We start from the raw sequence: 13,440 nt of genomic DNA, 5'->3' as shown, positions 1-13,440 counted from the left end.
GGGATGGCAATTTGCGGGATTACAGGCGGCGGCGTGGGAGCGGGTGGCACGATGGACTCCCGCGTTCGCGGGAGTGACGGTAGAGGGCGGGGCGACAGTAGAGGGGCGGGAGACGGTAAAGGAAGCGGGGCGGGGCGACAGTTGTTTTGCGCAAGGCAAGTATCGGGGGCTTGACCCATCCCCGTCATGCCCGCGAAGGCGGGCATCCAGTTTGCGGTGCGGGGTTTCTCCGATTTCGGTGATGGAGGTTGTGGCCCGATGGGTTCCCGTTTTCGCGGGAACGACCGTGGAGGGGTGCTAGAAAGATGGGAGAGCGTGGTACGGGAAGGGCGGGAGGCCCGCGAAAATTCGACCTTGGCGGAAATAGGGTTCGCTGTGACTTGCGCATTAAGGGTGAAATCGACCCTTTTGGCGGAAAAATGCGGCAAAGATTGGCAATTTGTCGATAAATCGGCTAACAAAATTCCGAAGGTTATAACGCATTCAAAAATAATGATCCTGTGGAGGAAACATGGTTTCGATGAGGGGAATGGCGGGCGCGGCACGGCTGGCGCGTGGATCGGTTGTTGCACTGGCGATGGGGGCGAGCGCGCTTGTGGCGTTTGGCGCACAGGCCGCACAGGCCAACGAGAAGGTCGATATTGCCGCACTGGCGTTTGTTTCAAGCGCGCCGTTATTTATTGCCAAGGAAAAGGGTTACCTTGCCGACGAGGGCCTTGATGCCGAGATTTCGATCTTTCAGGCGGCCCAGCCGGTTGCGGTTGCGATTGCATCGGGTGATGCCGATTTTGGCGTGACAGCGTTTACCGGCGGGTTCTTTAACCTTGCGGCCAAGGGGGCGCTTAAGGTTATTGGTGCGCAGTTGCATGAAGATCCGGGTTATGACGGATCGGCCATTCTGGCGTCCAATGCGGCGTTTGAGGCCGGTCTGACTTCGGTTGATAAATTGCCCGGTCATAGCTTTGCGCTGTCGCAGGTCGGGTCGAGCTTCCATTACATGATCGGCAATGTCGCCGAGAAGGCCGGGTTTGACCCGGAAAGTGTTTCGCTTAAACCGTTGCAGTCCGTACCCAACATGATTGGCGCGCTTAAAAGCGGGCAGGTCGACAGCATGATCATCGTGCCGCATATCGCAAAGCCGCTGGCCAATGCCGGGGCGGCGCATATTATCGGCTGGGTGAAGGATTACGTGCCGTATCAGGTCGGCGGCCTGTTTACATCGACCGAGAATGTCGAAGAAAAGCGCGAGATGGTCGAGAAATTCGTACGCGCCTATCAGAAGGGTGTGGCGGATTACCGTGCGGCCCTTCTGGCGACCGATGCGGATGGCAAGCTTGTTGAAAGCGACACCACGCAGGAGATCCTCGAGATCGTGCATAAATATGTTTATGCCAACGATCCGGCGGACAAGGCTTATCCGAAAATTCGTGATGGCGCGATGTTCATCACCGAGGAAGCCCGACTTGACGTTGCCGATGTGAAGGCGCAGGTCAAATGGTATCAGGATCGCGGCTTTGTTTCCGCCGATGCCGATCCGGCGAAATTCATCGATACCAGCTTTATCCCGGCCCTGACCGAGTAAGGCGATATTTTCCCGACCGGGCCGGTTGCGTTGTCGGCTGGCCCGGTCGTTTCATTTTTAGATTTCAGATAAACGGATTGTGCCATGCGGCTGCAAATCAAGGGCATTTGCCATTCATATGATCAGGTCGAGGCGCTGCGCGATATCGATTTCGGGATCGAACCGGGCGAGGTCGTGGCATTGATCGGGCCGTCGGGCTGCGGCAAATCGACATTATTGTCGATCATTGGCGGGTTGCTGGCCCCGACACGCGGCGAGATTCTGATTTGTGACAAGGCGACGCCTGAAGGATGCCTTAACCCGCTGACTTATGTATTTCAGGATTTCGCGCTTTTGCCGTGGCGGACGGTGGCGGGCAATATCAGCCTTGTGCTTGAAGACCACGGATTATCCAGGGCAGACCGTGATGCGCGGGTGGCAGAGGTGCTGGAGCAGACAAATCTTTGGGATTTTCGTGATGCCTATCCCAAACAGCTTTCGGGCGGGATGAAGCAGCGTGTGGGGATTGCGCGTGCGTTGGCGGTGCGCCCGGCGGTTTTGTTGATGGACGAGCCGTTATCGGCGCTGGATGCGCAGACGCGGATTTTGCTGCTGGATGAATTTGCCGCCCTGTTTGCGCGGACCGGCATGACGGCGGTTTATGTGACGCATAATTTGAACGAGGCGGTGCGGCTGGCCAACCGGGTGGTGGCATTGCGCCGTCGCCCCGGTACGATCAAGGAAATCCACACAATCGATATTCCGATTGCAGAGCGGCGTGAAGGCATGCCGGAACTGATCGCGCATGAGAGCGCGCTTTGGAACCTGATCCGGGATGAGGCGATTGCGGCCGATAAGGAGCTTGAAAATGTCGCATGATATCAGCAAAGTCCGGGCCGATCCCCAAGGTGCGGCGTCGCCGGCAAGTCAGGTGCGGTTTCGCGCCACGGGCTTTAACCCGAAGGCCAATCCGGTTGCGGCATGGGGCTTTTTCGTGGCCGTGATTGTGCTTTGGCAATTGGGATCAAGCACCGGGGTGATCAGCGAACTTGCGATGCCAAGCCCGGTTGCGGTGGCCAAGGCGCTTTGGCAATTGATCGTCACGGGTGATCTTTGGCTGCATCTTGGCGCGTCGTTGCAGCGGCTTGTTGGCGGCTGGATCATGGGGACGGTGGCCGGGCTTTTTGTCGGTTTTCTGGTCGGGATGTTCAGCTGGGCACGGTCGCCCGGTGTGGCGTTTGTATCGGCCCTTTTCCCGATCCCGAAAATTGCGCTTCTGCCGCTTTTCATCATCTGGTTTGGCATTGGTGAACCATCGAAATTTGCCACCATTGCCTTTGGCGTGTTTTTCCCGACCGTGATCAATACATTTGGCGGGGTTGATAACGTGCAGCGCAACCTGATCCGCATGGGGCAAAGCTTTGATCTGCCGATGTGGTCGGTGATCCGCAAGATCATCCTGCCCGGTGCGTTGCCGACCATCCTGTCGGGGTTCCGTATTTCATCCTCGATCGCGATTATCCTTTTGATTGCGGCCGAAATGATCGGCGCGCAATACGGCATCGGGGCGCTTATTCTGGCAGCCGGGAACCTGTATCAGACCGATCAGTTGATTGCCGGTGTGGTGGTTTTATCGCTTTTGGGGTTGTGTGTTTCGTGGTTGCTTGGGCGGTTGGATCGCTGGTTGCTGGGCTGGCGATAATCGATTTCGGACTGTTTGATCTGCCTTGATATGGAACCAAAGCTGTCCCCGTAACGTTCCGGGGACAGTCCCAACAAAAAGGCAGGTTGAAATGCATAGGAACCAATGGATTCTCGTGGCTGACGGTGGCAAGGCGCATGTGATTGCGGTTACGCGCGATGCCGAAGGCCGTCATCTGGAAACGGTCGAGGAAATGCAGGCCGATAACCGGTCCAGTCAGGAAATCGCCAGCGACAAACCGGGACGCGGTTTTGCCAATCCGGCAGGTAATCAGCAACGCCACGCCATGCCCCCGGCATCCGATCCGCATGAACATGCCCAGAAGGAATTTGTCGATGATGTCGTCAGATATCTTGCCGATGAGTGCAAGCAGGGCAGGTTTGACAATCTGATCGTCATTGCGCCGCCCAAGGTGATGGGCGAGGTCCGCACAAAAATGCCCAAGCCATTGGCCGAGGCGCTTGATGGTGAAATCGTCAAGGACCTGACCAATGTGCCGCTTGATGAGTTGCCCAAGCATCTGAGCGGGACGGGTGGCTGGCTTTGACCGGTCCCGGATTTGGCCGAATGTTACCGGTGATCCTGCCGGAACTGGACCGGTGACATCGCGGCCTTTTTGGCGAAAAAGCGCGAGAAATAGCCGGCATCGCGAAAGCCCAGTTCATCGGCGATCTGCTGAACCGCGATGTCGGTATAGATCAGGGTGCGTTTGGCTTCCAGGATCAGGCGGTGATGGAGGACTTCGATGGCGGTCATGCCATAGATGTCCTTGGCAATGCGGTTAAGCTGTGTCGTGGTGATGCCGATTTCGCGCGCGTAGAATTCCAGCGGTTTGTGCTGTTTGTAGAAGGTTTCGATCAGCGACTGGAATTTGCGGAACTTGGCGGTTTTCTGTTCCTTGCGGCTTAGGCGCGCCGGATCGCCGGACGGGGCATCACGACCGATGCCGAGCAACAGCAATCCCAATATGTTACGCAGCGCATATAACCGCCCGGTATTATGTCCGTAATATTCCGCGACCAGTTGACGGATCAGGAAATCGGTCGGGCTTGGCTGATCGGCGGTTGCCGATGCATCAACGCAAAGTGGTCGGTCAAGGCGTGCAAGCAATTTCGGGGCAGGGGCCAGAATTTCCTGCAAATGATAGTCGGTCAGCGAAATGACCCAGCCGTCGATATCGGGGCTGAAACGGAAGCCGTGCACGGTGCCGGGCGGCAGGGTCAGCAGATGGCCGACCTGCATGGTGAATTGCCGGTCGTCAAATTCGATCCCGGCGTGGCCGTGGGTGATGTAAAGCAGCTGAAACAGATTGGCATGACGGTGTGGCTGAATGTGCAGGTCATGCAGTTTGGAGCGCGACGGGATGCTTTCGAGATGGAAGAATTCCGGTTCGGAAATGGCAATCTGTTCGGCGGTTCCGGGGACGGTATCGCCGGTTTCACCGTAAAGTTTATAGACCGGAATGCTGTTGCGGGTTGCGACCATGATCATGTTTTGCTGTTTGCTTTCGGACAGTCTAGCGGTTTTCGGGGGCGACCAAAAGAAAAGCCCGCCACAGCGGGCGGGCTTATCGCAAGCTTATGATGCGCGTTGCTAACCGCCGAGGAATGTTGGGACAAACAATGTCAGGACCGGGACAAAGATCAGCAACATGATGCGGACGATCTCGGCGGCAAAGAAGGGCATGACACCGCGGAAGGTCTGGCTCATGGGGACGCCATCGGCAAGGGCGTTGATGATGAACACATTCAGCCCCACCGGGGGCGTTATCAGCCCCAGTTCCACGACAATCAGGGCGAGAATACCAAACCAGATTTTAAGGTCCTCGGCCCCCATGCCATAGGCCGCCGTTGCCGCCGTTGCCCAGTCACCGCCATTGATATCGACCAGGGCAGGCCAGAAGAACGGGATGATCACAACAATCATCGACAGGCTTTCCATGAAGCAGCCCAGAACGATCAGGGCGAGCAGCATCAGAACCATGATCAGCCAGGGATCAAGGCCGCTGGTGGCGGCGGCCTCGGCCATATAGGCCGGAAGGTTGGCACGGCTGAAGAAACCTTTAAGGATTTCGGCCCCCAACAGGATGAAAAAGATCATCGAGGTGGTGACAGCCGTATCGCGCAGCGACTGTTTCAGGCCGGAAAATGTCAGGCCACCCTTGCCACGCAGGCGCATGTAACCGCCATAAACCAGAATGGCAAACACGCCGACACCGGCCGCCGGGGTCGGGGTGAACAGACCGGCCCCAAGACCCAGAATGATTGAGCCGAAAATCACCATGACCGGGATCAGGCGCAGCAATGCTTCGCGACGTTCCGCCGGTGCCATCGGTTCGGGGATCGGGGCGAGGCCCGGGTTCAGGCGGACCTGAATGGCAATTACCGCCATAAAGAACACCACCGCCAGCAAACCGGGGATGATGGCCGCCTGGAACATCTGGATGATCGATGCCTCGACCGTGACGGCGTAAATCACCAGTGCGACAGACGGCGGGATCAGGATGCCGAGCGTTCCGCCCGCCGCCAGCGTGCCGGTGGCAAGGCGCGGCGAATAATTCAGGCGGCGCAGTTCCGGCAGGGCGACCTTGCCCATGGTCGATGCGGTGGCAAGTGATGATCCGCAAACCGCGCCAAACCCGGCGCAGGCCCCGATGGCCGCCATGGCAACGCCACCCCGGAACCGGCCCAGAATGGCATTGACGCCCTGAAACAGATCGCGTGACAGGTTGGCCTGGCTGGCGAGATAGCCCATCAGGACGAATAACGGCACGACCGAGAGTTCATAGTTCGAGACAATCCCGTAAAACAGGGATTTGAACTGTTGCAGATAGGGTTCAAAGCGCAGGAAGGGGAAGAACAGGCTAAGCACATAGTTGCCGCCGATCCCGATCCCGATCATGGCAAGCCCGACCGGAACGCGCAGCGCGAGAATAAAGAACAGCAGTACAAGACCGCCAAGGCCGATTAATTCGCGTTCAGACATTGGCCGTGGCCTCGCTTTCGAAAATCTGGCTTGCGGCAATCAGCGCCCACAGGAACATCGATACGATGCCCGGCACATAGAACGGCCAGATCGGCCAGCCCAGAATTGCCGACAGGGTATTGTCGCTGCGGACTTCGATCAGGCCGTTGATCATCATATAGCCAAGGAACAGGGCCAGAAGCGTCATCAGGATGCCAGAGATGATATCAACGCCGCGCGCGAACCAGTTGGGAAACATTTTGATAAACACGTCGACGGCGACATGGCCGTAACGGGTCTGGCAATAGGGGAAGAACATCAGGGCCGCCGAACTGACAACCATGCTGACGAAATCCTCGTAGCCGATAATTGCCGGGAAATTCGCACCAAACAGGCGCGCGAGTTTGTCCAGGCCGAATGCGGTAACGTTGACGATGGTTACCACCGCGATCAGCAGGGCCAAAAAACCACCCGCCACGGCAAGCCATGATGCGGCCTTGTTAAGCACGTGTTTCATCTGTCATTCATTCTCGCGGGCAATCTTGCGGGAAAACGGGGTTACGTAACGTGATGATACGTAACCCTGTCAGATTTGCCAGTAATCTGGAAAGATTACTGCTCGGTATGGGCGAGAACGGCAGCCTTGGCCTTTTCGACCAATGCAGCACCGTCGATGCCGTTCGATTTGGCTTCTTCGATCCAGCGATCAACAACCGATGCGGATGCATCGTCAAAGGTTGCTTTTTCTTCGGGCGTCAGTTGAACAACCTGACCCTTGCCATCGTTGATCATTTTCTTGCCGACTTCTTCGACATTGTTGAAAACATCACCGATCTGGGCGGCAAAATCGCGGCCGGAGTTACGGTCGATGATTTCCTTGAGGTCGTCGGGCAGGCTTTCGTAACGGTCCTTGTTCATGGCGAACAGGAAGACCGAGGTACCAAAGCGCGAATTAACGCCCTGGCCTTCGACCGAGTAGGAAACCAGTTCAGCCAGTTTGAGCGGCGGGACGACTTCGAACGGCACAAGGCCGCCGTCAACCACACCAAGCGACATGGCCTGCGGCAGGGCCGGGACCGGCATGCCAACCGGTTCTGCGCCCCAGGATTCAATCACCCAGGAACCGGTACGGGTCGGCGTACGCAATTTAAGACCTTTGACGTCGGCAACGGTGCGGACTTCTTTTTCCGTCAGGTGGATGGCCTGACCGGCATGAACGTGAACGGCCAGCGGATGGATGTCTTTAAGGTCCGGTGCCATGTCTTCCATCATGTCCCAGATCGCGAGGTTGGTCGCGCGTGCATCCCCCAAATGGACACCCGGAAGTTCGAAAACTTCGGTGTGCGGGAAGACGCCCGGGGTGTAACCCGGCAGGGTCCAGACAATGTCGGCGACACCGTCACGGACCTGACGATACAGTTCCGGCGGGTTGCCGCCGAGCGACATGGACGGGAAGATTTCAAATTTGATACGGCCGTTTGATTCTTCTTCGATCTTTTTCGCCCACGGTTCCATCATCTGGGCCTGGGCCGGTGCTTTCGGGCCCAGGAAGTGATGGATCGTCAGGGTTACTTCCTGCGCATGTGCGCCAAACGACACCATGGTCGCAACGGCGGCACCTGTCAGCAATTTCGTGATGTATTTCATTCTTTCCTCCTTTGAACGTCCCGTGGCGTTGCCAAACGCCATCAAACGTCTCAACCATGATGCGTTTTTATCTGCAAAGTTTTCCTGAAGTTTTTCTTGTTGTTTTTATTGTTCTTTTTGTTCGCATGTTTGCCGTTTACGCACAGCAGTGATGCCAATTTGTAATCAATCTAATGGTCGCCGCATGGTTATGTATAATGATATTGGCGCTCGTTTTCATAACCATATGATTATGTATCATGGCGGGAATGGGTCGCGTGATGCAGGGCGGCTTCTTCGCGGACGGCATTGATCAGCATTTCGACTGGCGGGGATACCGGGCTGTCGATGCGGGTGGTCAGGCCCACGGGGCCAAAGGTATCGCTGGTATCAATTGGCAATTCGACAAGATGGCCTTCGGCAATGTCGGACGCCACGGCCCCGTTCGAGATGATCCAGATCGCATCGGTTTCGCGGGTAAAGGCACGGCCAAAAGATGTTGAAACGGTTTCGATCCGATCGGGCAGGGCGCCGATGCCATGTGCAATCAGCATCTTGTCGACGGTTGAATGAATGATCGCCTGTTTGGGCGGGACCAGAACAGTAAATTCGCGAATGCGGGTGATATCAGGGTTTTTGTCCGCCAGCAAAGGATGACCGGGGCGCGCGACCAGCGAGATATGTTCCGAATATAAATGTATGAAGGACAGGCCCGACATCTGATCGGGTTCAGCCAGACGACCGACCACCAGATCAAGTTCCCCGACACGCAATTGCCCCATCAGCATGACGTTTGGCCCGGCGACGACCTTGACCGTTGTGTCGGGGCTTAGCGCCTTGAACCGGCGGATGGCGTTTGGCATGACGCTGGCGGCGACGGTTGGCAGAACACCAAGATTGATCGAAAGCCCACCCTGCATGCGCACCTGACTGATGCTGTCGACCCCCTGGCGAAGGGCGGTGACGCTTGCCCCGGCATAGCGCAGGAACACCTTGCCGAAATCGGTCAGGGTGACGCCGCGTTTGGACCGGTCAAACAGGCGGGCATCAAGATGTTCTTCGAGCTCGCGGATGGTCTTGGATACGGCCGGCTGGGTGATGGATAATGTGTCGGCGGCCTTGACGACGCTGCGCTGGCGGGCGACCTCCAGAAAGCAGGTCAGATGGCGGAATTTAATGCGTTGATCAAGCATGCGTACCATTCCAGAAATCAGATATTCCTGTTTTATATAATTGTATAGTTATGCAATTAACGCAAATCCTCATTTTACATAACCAAAACCGCCTGCCAGATTGGGCGTAACAAGTCAGGGTGGAAATGACATGAGTTTACAAGTCGCCCCGATCAACGGGACACATATCCATTATTGCCAGACCGGTCCAAAAAACGGCCCGGCTTTGGTGTTTTCAAATTCGCTGGGTACGGATCTTCGTATCTGGAACGATGTTGCCCCGGCCTTTGCCGACCGGTTTAACGTCATAACCTATGACAAGCGCGGGCATGGTTTATCGGGCATTGGCGGGGCGGATTACAATATCGACCTGCATGCCAATGACCTGATCGGGCTTCTGGATTATCTGGGCGTCAAAGACGTCATCATCTGCGGTTTGTCCGTCGGCGGACTGATTGCGCAGAAGGTCACGGAACTGGTGCCCGCCCGCGTTCGCGGTCTGATCCTGTGTGATACCGCGCCGAAACTTGGCGATGCGGATGGCTGGAACACGCGCATCAATGCCATCAGGGAAGGTGGCATCAAGGTTCTTGGCGATGCGATCATCGAACGATGGTTGTCGCCGACATATCGCCGCGAACGGCCGGTTGAAACCGCGATGTATCGCGACATGCTGGTCCGCACCACGGTCGAGGGATATGTCGGAACGTGCGTTGCCCTTCGTGATGGGGATCTGCGCGATGCGGCAACCCGGATTTCAGTGCCGGTACTTTGCGTTTGCGGATCGGATGATCTGGCGACACCGCCCGATGTGGTGCGCGAGATGGCCGGGATGATCCCCGGGGCCGAATTCGAACTTATAAACGGGGTCGGGCATTTGCCGTGCCTTGAAACCCCCGAATTGCTTTCCCGGTTGATCGACCGATTTATCAAGGAGAAGAACCTTGTCTGAGAACCGGTATGAAGTCGGTATGAAAACCCGCCGTTCCGTTCTGGGCGATGCCCATGTGGATCGTGCATCGGCGAATGTCACGGAAATCGATGCCGGTTTTCAGCGTTACATCACCGAGAATGTCTGGAATGGTGTCTGGACCAGCGAGGCGTTTACCAAGCGCGAACGCAGCATCGTGACCATCGCGCTTCTGGCCGGGCTTGGCCATGAAGAAGAATTGGCGATGCATATCCGGGCGACGCTTAATACCGGTGCCACGCGTGAAGATATCCGTGAAGTTCTGATGCATGTTGCGGTCTATGCCGGTGTTCCCACCGCCAATACGGCGTTCCGCATTGCCAAACAAACCTATGCCGAGATCGATGCGGCCCCCAAGGGAGAGTAACGCCATGTCCACATTCAAACCGCGTGACTGGGGTTCCCACGCCCCCTTTATCGCGCCCGGTTACAAATCCACCATTCTGCGCGGTCCGACGCGCGCCCCGCTTGCCATCAAATCCGGTCTGACCGAGGGCACTGGCCCGCGTTTTGCCCCGGCATCGGTGCGCAAGCTTGATTTCGATCTGACGAAAAACGGTATCACCAATGGTGAACCGCTGGGCGAACGTATTGTGGTGCATGGCAAGGTCATGGATACCGATGGCCGCCCGCAGCCCGATATTCTTGTCGAGGTCTGGCAGGCCAATGCGGCGGGGCGTTATGTGCATAAGGTGGATCAGCATGATGCGCCGCTTGACCCGAACTTTCGCGGGTCGGGCCGGTGCATGACGGATGCCAACGGCAATTATGTTTTCTATACGATCAAGCCGGGAGCCTATCCGTGGGGCAACCATTTCAATGCATGGCGTCCGAACCATATTCATCTGTCGTTGTTCGGGCCGGGTTTTGCCACGCGGCTTGTGACCCAGATGTATTTTCCCGGCGATCCGTTGCTGGAACTTGATCCGATTTTCCTGGGTACCGAGGACGCCGCGGCACGCGAACGCCTGATTGCGAAATTCTCGATCGAGAAGACCGAGGAAGGCTTTGCCCTTGGTTATCAGTTTGACATCGTCCTTCGCGGACGCAATGCCACCCCGATGGAGAATTAAGTCATGGCATATGGTGAAACCCCCTCGCAGACGGTTGGTCCGTATTTCGCCTATGGCCTGACCGCCGGGCAATACGCGTATGACTTTACCGACATTGCCGACACGACCATCGCCGGACCGGACGCGGAAGGTGAACATATCCGCATCACTGGCCGTGTTCTTGATGGCAACGGCGATGTCGTCAATGACGCGATGATCGAAATCTGGCAGGCCGATGCCAACGGGGCCTATACCGAAAATCCGGTTGATGTTGCATCATCGGGTTTCCGTGGCCTTGGCCGTTGCGGTACCGGCACGGACGCGCAGAACCGCTTTTACTTTGACACCGTCAAGCCGGGTGTTGTTGCCGATGGTACGGCCCCGTTTGTCAATGTCATCGTGTTCATGCGCGGCATGCTGGTTCATGCCTTTACCCGTTTCTATTTCGATGACGAGGCGGCATTGAACGCCAAGGATGACATCCTGCAATCGGTTCCCGCCGATCGCCGTGACACGCTGGTTGCCAAGCGTGTCGAAACCCGTACCGGGGTTGAATACCGGATCGACATTCACATGCAGGGGGACGCGGAAACCGTGTTCTTCGACGTGTAGGTCGCTTCGGTCCGGATGGCTGTGTTCGCTGCTTTGGGGAAAGCCGGTAGGCGCAGCCATCCAAATCATTCCAACGCATCCGGCTGAGATATGCCGCGTTTTCTTGTTCTGGTTACCACAGGAGTTTTACCGTGGTTGCACGTTTCATGTCGCTTAAAGAGGCTGTCGCATCCTGCATCAAGGATGGCGATACCGTCTCGATGGAAGGTTTCACGCATCTGATCCCGCATGCCGCCGGGCACGAGGTCATTCGTCAGGGGATCAGGGATCTGACCCTGATCCGGATGACGCCCGACATGATCTATGATCAGCTGATCGGGGCCGGTTGTGCCAAGAAACTGGTGTTTTCGTGGGGCGGGAACCCCGGTGTCGGGTCTTTGCACCGGTTGCGCGATGCGGTTCAGGAAGGCTGGCCGCACAAGCTTGAGATCGAGGAACACAGCCACGCGGCAATGGCCAATGCCTATGACGCGGGGGCGGCAGGTTTGCCATGTGCGGTGTTCAAGGGATATCGCGGGGCGGAATTGCCGCGCGTGAACAAGAATATTAAATTCATCGAATGCCCGTTTACCGGTGAAAGCCTGGCGGCTGTTCCGGCCATTCGCCCGGATGTTGCCGTGGTCCATGCCCAGAAAGCCAACAAGAAGGGCGATGTCCTGTTTGAAGGCATTGTCGGTGTTCAGAAAGAAGCCGTTCTGGCGGCGAAAAAGTCGATCATCACGGTCGAGGAGATCGTCGATAATTTTGACGATGTTCCCTACAACGCCGTGATGCTGCCGAACTGGGCGGTGACCGCGATTGTCGAGGTGCCGGGTGGCGCACATCCGTCTTATGCCCAAGGCTATTACAAGCGCGACAACGCGTTTTACAAGGCGTGGGACAAGATCGCCAATGATCGTGACAGTTTCACCGCGTGGATCGATGAGCATGTCATGAAGGGCGGCCCCGAAGATTTCGCCGCCAAGCGCGCAGCGAACAAAGGGTAAGCGGAGGAAAGATCATGGTTGACTATACCCCTACCGAAATGATGACGGTTTCTGCCTCGCGCGCACTCAAGAATGACGATGTGTGCTTTGTCGGCATCGGCATGCCGTCGGCGGCGTGCAACCTTGCACGGTTGACGCATGCGCCGGAGCTGACCCTGATTTATGAAAGCGGCACGATTGGTACGAAGCCAGACGTATTGCCGTTATCCATCGGGGATGGCGAGCTTTGCGAAACGGCCGTCAATACCGTGCCGGTGCCGGAAATGTTCCGCTACTGGTTGCAGGGTGGCAAGATTTCCGTCGGCTTCCTTGGCGCGGCACAGCTTGATAAATACGGCAACATCAACACCACCGTGATTGGCGATTATGACGATCCCAAAGTCCGCCTGCCGGGCGGTGGCGGCGCGCCGGAAATCGCGACGAGCTGTGGCGAGGTGTTTCTGGTGATGAAACAAAGCAAGCGCGGCTTTGTTGAAAAGATCGATTTCGTGACCTCGCTTGGTCATGGCAAGGGCGGGGATGACCGCGCATCTTATGGCGTGGATACCAAAGGGCCGTCGCGGCTGATTACCGATCTTTGCATCATGGAACCGCATCCGGTTGGCAAGCATTTCATCGTGACATCGATCCATCCGGGTGTGACGCGCGAAGATATTATTGAAAACACGGGCTGGACTGTTGAATTTGCTGATGAAGTCGCCGAAACTCCGGTGCCCGACGCGCACGAGCTTCAGGTCCTGCGTGACCTGCATGCCCGCACCGCCAAGGCCCATGAAGGCCAGCAGTAAGGACCCC

At 56.9% G+C, this 13,440-nt stretch carries 15 protein-coding genes; 10 read left to right on the top strand and 5 right to left on the bottom strand.

From position 1 onward, the window contains the following. The first annotated feature begins 511 nt into the window (after positions 1 to 511). From P8T57_RS20555 to P8T57_RS20540, 4 genes are all read left to right on the top strand, one after another. Positions 512 to 1,582, top strand: coding sequence for an ABC transporter substrate-binding protein (locus P8T57_RS20555; RefSeq protein ID WP_341364148.1), 1,071 nt, complete (start codon positions 512 to 514; stop codon positions 1,580 to 1,582). 84 nt (positions 1,583 to 1,666) lie between these two features. Next, positions 1,667 to 2,440: an ABC transporter ATP-binding protein gene (locus P8T57_RS20550; RefSeq protein ID WP_341364147.1), complete on the top strand. Its 774-nt coding sequence runs from the start codon at positions 1,667 to 1,669 to the stop codon at positions 2,438 to 2,440. Further along, complete coding sequence (locus P8T57_RS20545) at positions 2,430 to 3,263, top strand: ABC transporter permease (protein ID WP_341364146.1); 834 nt, start codon at positions 2,430 to 2,432, stop codon at positions 3,261 to 3,263. The genes P8T57_RS20550 and P8T57_RS20545 overlap by 11 nt, the downstream gene beginning before the upstream one ends. Positions 3,264 to 3,354: 91 nt before the next feature. Next, on the top strand, positions 3,355 to 3,810 hold the full coding sequence (locus P8T57_RS20540; RefSeq protein ID WP_071239869.1) for a host attachment protein: 456 nt from the start codon (positions 3,355 to 3,357) through the stop codon (positions 3,808 to 3,810). 23 nt (positions 3,811 to 3,833) lie between these two features. Here P8T57_RS20540 and P8T57_RS20535 read toward each other — a convergent pair whose 3' ends face one another. The 5 genes from P8T57_RS20535 to pcaQ form a co-directional block, all read right to left on the bottom strand. After that, positions 3,834 to 4,754, bottom strand: coding sequence for a helix-turn-helix domain-containing protein (locus P8T57_RS20535; protein ID WP_071239870.1), 921 nt, complete (start codon positions 4,752 to 4,754; stop codon positions 3,834 to 3,836). Positions 4,755 to 4,856: 102 nt separating this feature from the next. Beyond that, complete coding sequence (locus P8T57_RS20530) at positions 4,857 to 6,248, bottom strand: TRAP transporter large permease (RefSeq protein ID WP_341364145.1); 1,392 nt, start codon at positions 6,246 to 6,248, stop codon at positions 4,857 to 4,859. Beyond that, the gene (locus P8T57_RS20525; protein ID WP_071239874.1) at positions 6,241 to 6,744 is read right to left on the bottom strand and encodes a TRAP transporter small permease; all 504 of its coding nucleotides are present in this window, start codon (positions 6,742 to 6,744) and stop codon (positions 6,241 to 6,243) included. Before P8T57_RS20525 ends, P8T57_RS20530 begins: the two co-directional genes overlap by 8 nt. Before the next feature lie 95 nt (positions 6,745 to 6,839). Then, complete coding sequence (locus P8T57_RS20520) at positions 6,840 to 7,874, bottom strand: TRAP transporter substrate-binding protein (protein WP_341364144.1); 1,035 nt, start codon at positions 7,872 to 7,874, stop codon at positions 6,840 to 6,842. A 230-nt stretch (positions 7,875 to 8,104) separates the two neighbouring features. After that, positions 8,105 to 9,046, bottom strand: a complete 942-nt coding sequence (gene pcaQ, locus P8T57_RS20515) for a pca operon transcription factor PcaQ (RefSeq protein ID WP_114122901.1) — start codon at positions 9,044 to 9,046, stop codon at positions 8,105 to 8,107. Between the two features lie 130 nt (positions 9,047 to 9,176). Between pcaQ and pcaD the strand changes: the two genes are divergently transcribed. The 6 genes from pcaD (at position 9,177) to P8T57_RS20485 (ending at position 13,433) form a co-directional block, all read left to right on the top strand. Continuing rightward, positions 9,177 to 9,977 carry a 3-oxoadipate enol-lactonase gene (gene pcaD / locus P8T57_RS20510; RefSeq protein ID WP_341364143.1) on the top strand — a complete coding sequence of 267 codons (801 nt, stop codon included), beginning with the start codon at positions 9,177 to 9,179 and terminating at the stop codon, positions 9,975 to 9,977. Continuing rightward, positions 9,970 to 10,362 (top strand): 4-carboxymuconolactone decarboxylase, encoded by a 393-nt coding sequence (gene pcaC / locus P8T57_RS20505; protein ID WP_341364142.1) that lies wholly within the window; start codon positions 9,970 to 9,972, stop codon positions 10,360 to 10,362. The genes pcaD and pcaC overlap by 8 nt, the downstream gene beginning before the upstream one ends. Positions 10,363 to 10,366: 4 nt before the next feature. Next, positions 10,367 to 11,068 (top strand): protocatechuate 3,4-dioxygenase subunit beta, encoded by a 702-nt coding sequence (gene pcaH / locus P8T57_RS20500; protein ID WP_341364141.1) that lies wholly within the window; start codon positions 10,367 to 10,369, stop codon positions 11,066 to 11,068. 3 nt (positions 11,069 to 11,071) lie between these two features. Continuing rightward, complete coding sequence (gene pcaG, locus P8T57_RS20495) at positions 11,072 to 11,659, top strand: protocatechuate 3,4-dioxygenase subunit alpha (RefSeq protein WP_341364140.1); 588 nt, start codon at positions 11,072 to 11,074, stop codon at positions 11,657 to 11,659. A 131-nt stretch (positions 11,660 to 11,790) separates the two neighbouring features. After that, positions 11,791 to 12,645 (top strand): CoA transferase subunit A, encoded by an 855-nt coding sequence (locus P8T57_RS20490; RefSeq protein WP_037991460.1) that lies wholly within the window; start codon positions 11,791 to 11,793, stop codon positions 12,643 to 12,645. Positions 12,646 to 12,659: 14 nt separating this feature from the next. Beyond that, positions 12,660 to 13,433, top strand: coding sequence for a CoA-transferase subunit beta (locus P8T57_RS20485; protein ID WP_037991458.1), 774 nt, complete (start codon positions 12,660 to 12,662; stop codon positions 13,431 to 13,433). The last annotated feature ends 7 nt before the right edge of the window (positions 13,434 to 13,440 follow it).

The organism is Thalassospira sp. SN3W (assembly GCF_038070535.1).
Taxonomy (GTDB): Bacteria; Pseudomonadota; Alphaproteobacteria; order Rhodospirillales; family Thalassospiraceae; genus Thalassospira; species Thalassospira xiamenensis.
The sequence above is the reverse complement of the archived record's forward strand: the minus strand, read 5'-3'. Positions and strand labels throughout refer to the sequence as shown.

Bases quoted from the DNA above. Each gene is read 5' to 3' on its own strand.
- P8T57_RS20555 (WP_341364148.1), top strand. From the start codon at position 512: ATGGTTTCGATGAGGGGAATGGCGGGCGCGGCACGGCTGGCGCGTGGA.
- P8T57_RS20550 (WP_341364147.1), top strand. From the start codon at position 1,667: ATGCGGCTGCAAATCAAGGGCATTTGCCATTCATATGATCAGGTCGAG.
- P8T57_RS20545 (WP_341364146.1), top strand. From the start codon at position 2,430: ATGTCGCATGATATCAGCAAAGTCCGGGCCGATCCCCAAGGTGCGGCG.
- P8T57_RS20540 (WP_071239869.1), top strand. From the start codon at position 3,355: ATGCATAGGAACCAATGGATTCTCGTGGCTGACGGTGGCAAGGCGCAT.
- P8T57_RS20535 (WP_071239870.1), bottom strand. From the start codon at position 4,754: ATGATCATGGTCGCAACCCGCAACAGCATTCCGGTCTATAAACTTTAC.
- P8T57_RS20530 (WP_341364145.1), bottom strand. From the start codon at position 6,248: ATGTCTGAACGCGAATTAATCGGCCTTGGCGGTCTTGTACTGCTGTTC.
- P8T57_RS20525 (WP_071239874.1), bottom strand. From the start codon at position 6,744: ATGAAACACGTGCTTAACAAGGCCGCATCATGGCTTGCCGTGGCGGGT.
- P8T57_RS20520 (WP_341364144.1), bottom strand. From the start codon at position 7,874: ATGAAATACATCACGAAATTGCTGACAGGTGCCGCCGTTGCGACCATG.
- pcaQ (WP_114122901.1), bottom strand. From the start codon at position 9,046: ATGCTTGATCAACGCATTAAATTCCGCCATCTGACCTGCTTTCTGGAG.
- pcaD (WP_341364143.1), top strand. From the start codon at position 9,177: ATGAGTTTACAAGTCGCCCCGATCAACGGGACACATATCCATTATTGC.
- pcaH (WP_341364141.1), top strand. From the start codon at position 10,367: ATGTCCACATTCAAACCGCGTGACTGGGGTTCCCACGCCCCCTTTATC.
- pcaG (WP_341364140.1), top strand. From the start codon at position 11,072: ATGGCATATGGTGAAACCCCCTCGCAGACGGTTGGTCCGTATTTCGCC.
- P8T57_RS20485 (WP_037991458.1), top strand. From the start codon at position 12,660: ATGGTTGACTATACCCCTACCGAAATGATGACGGTTTCTGCCTCGCGC.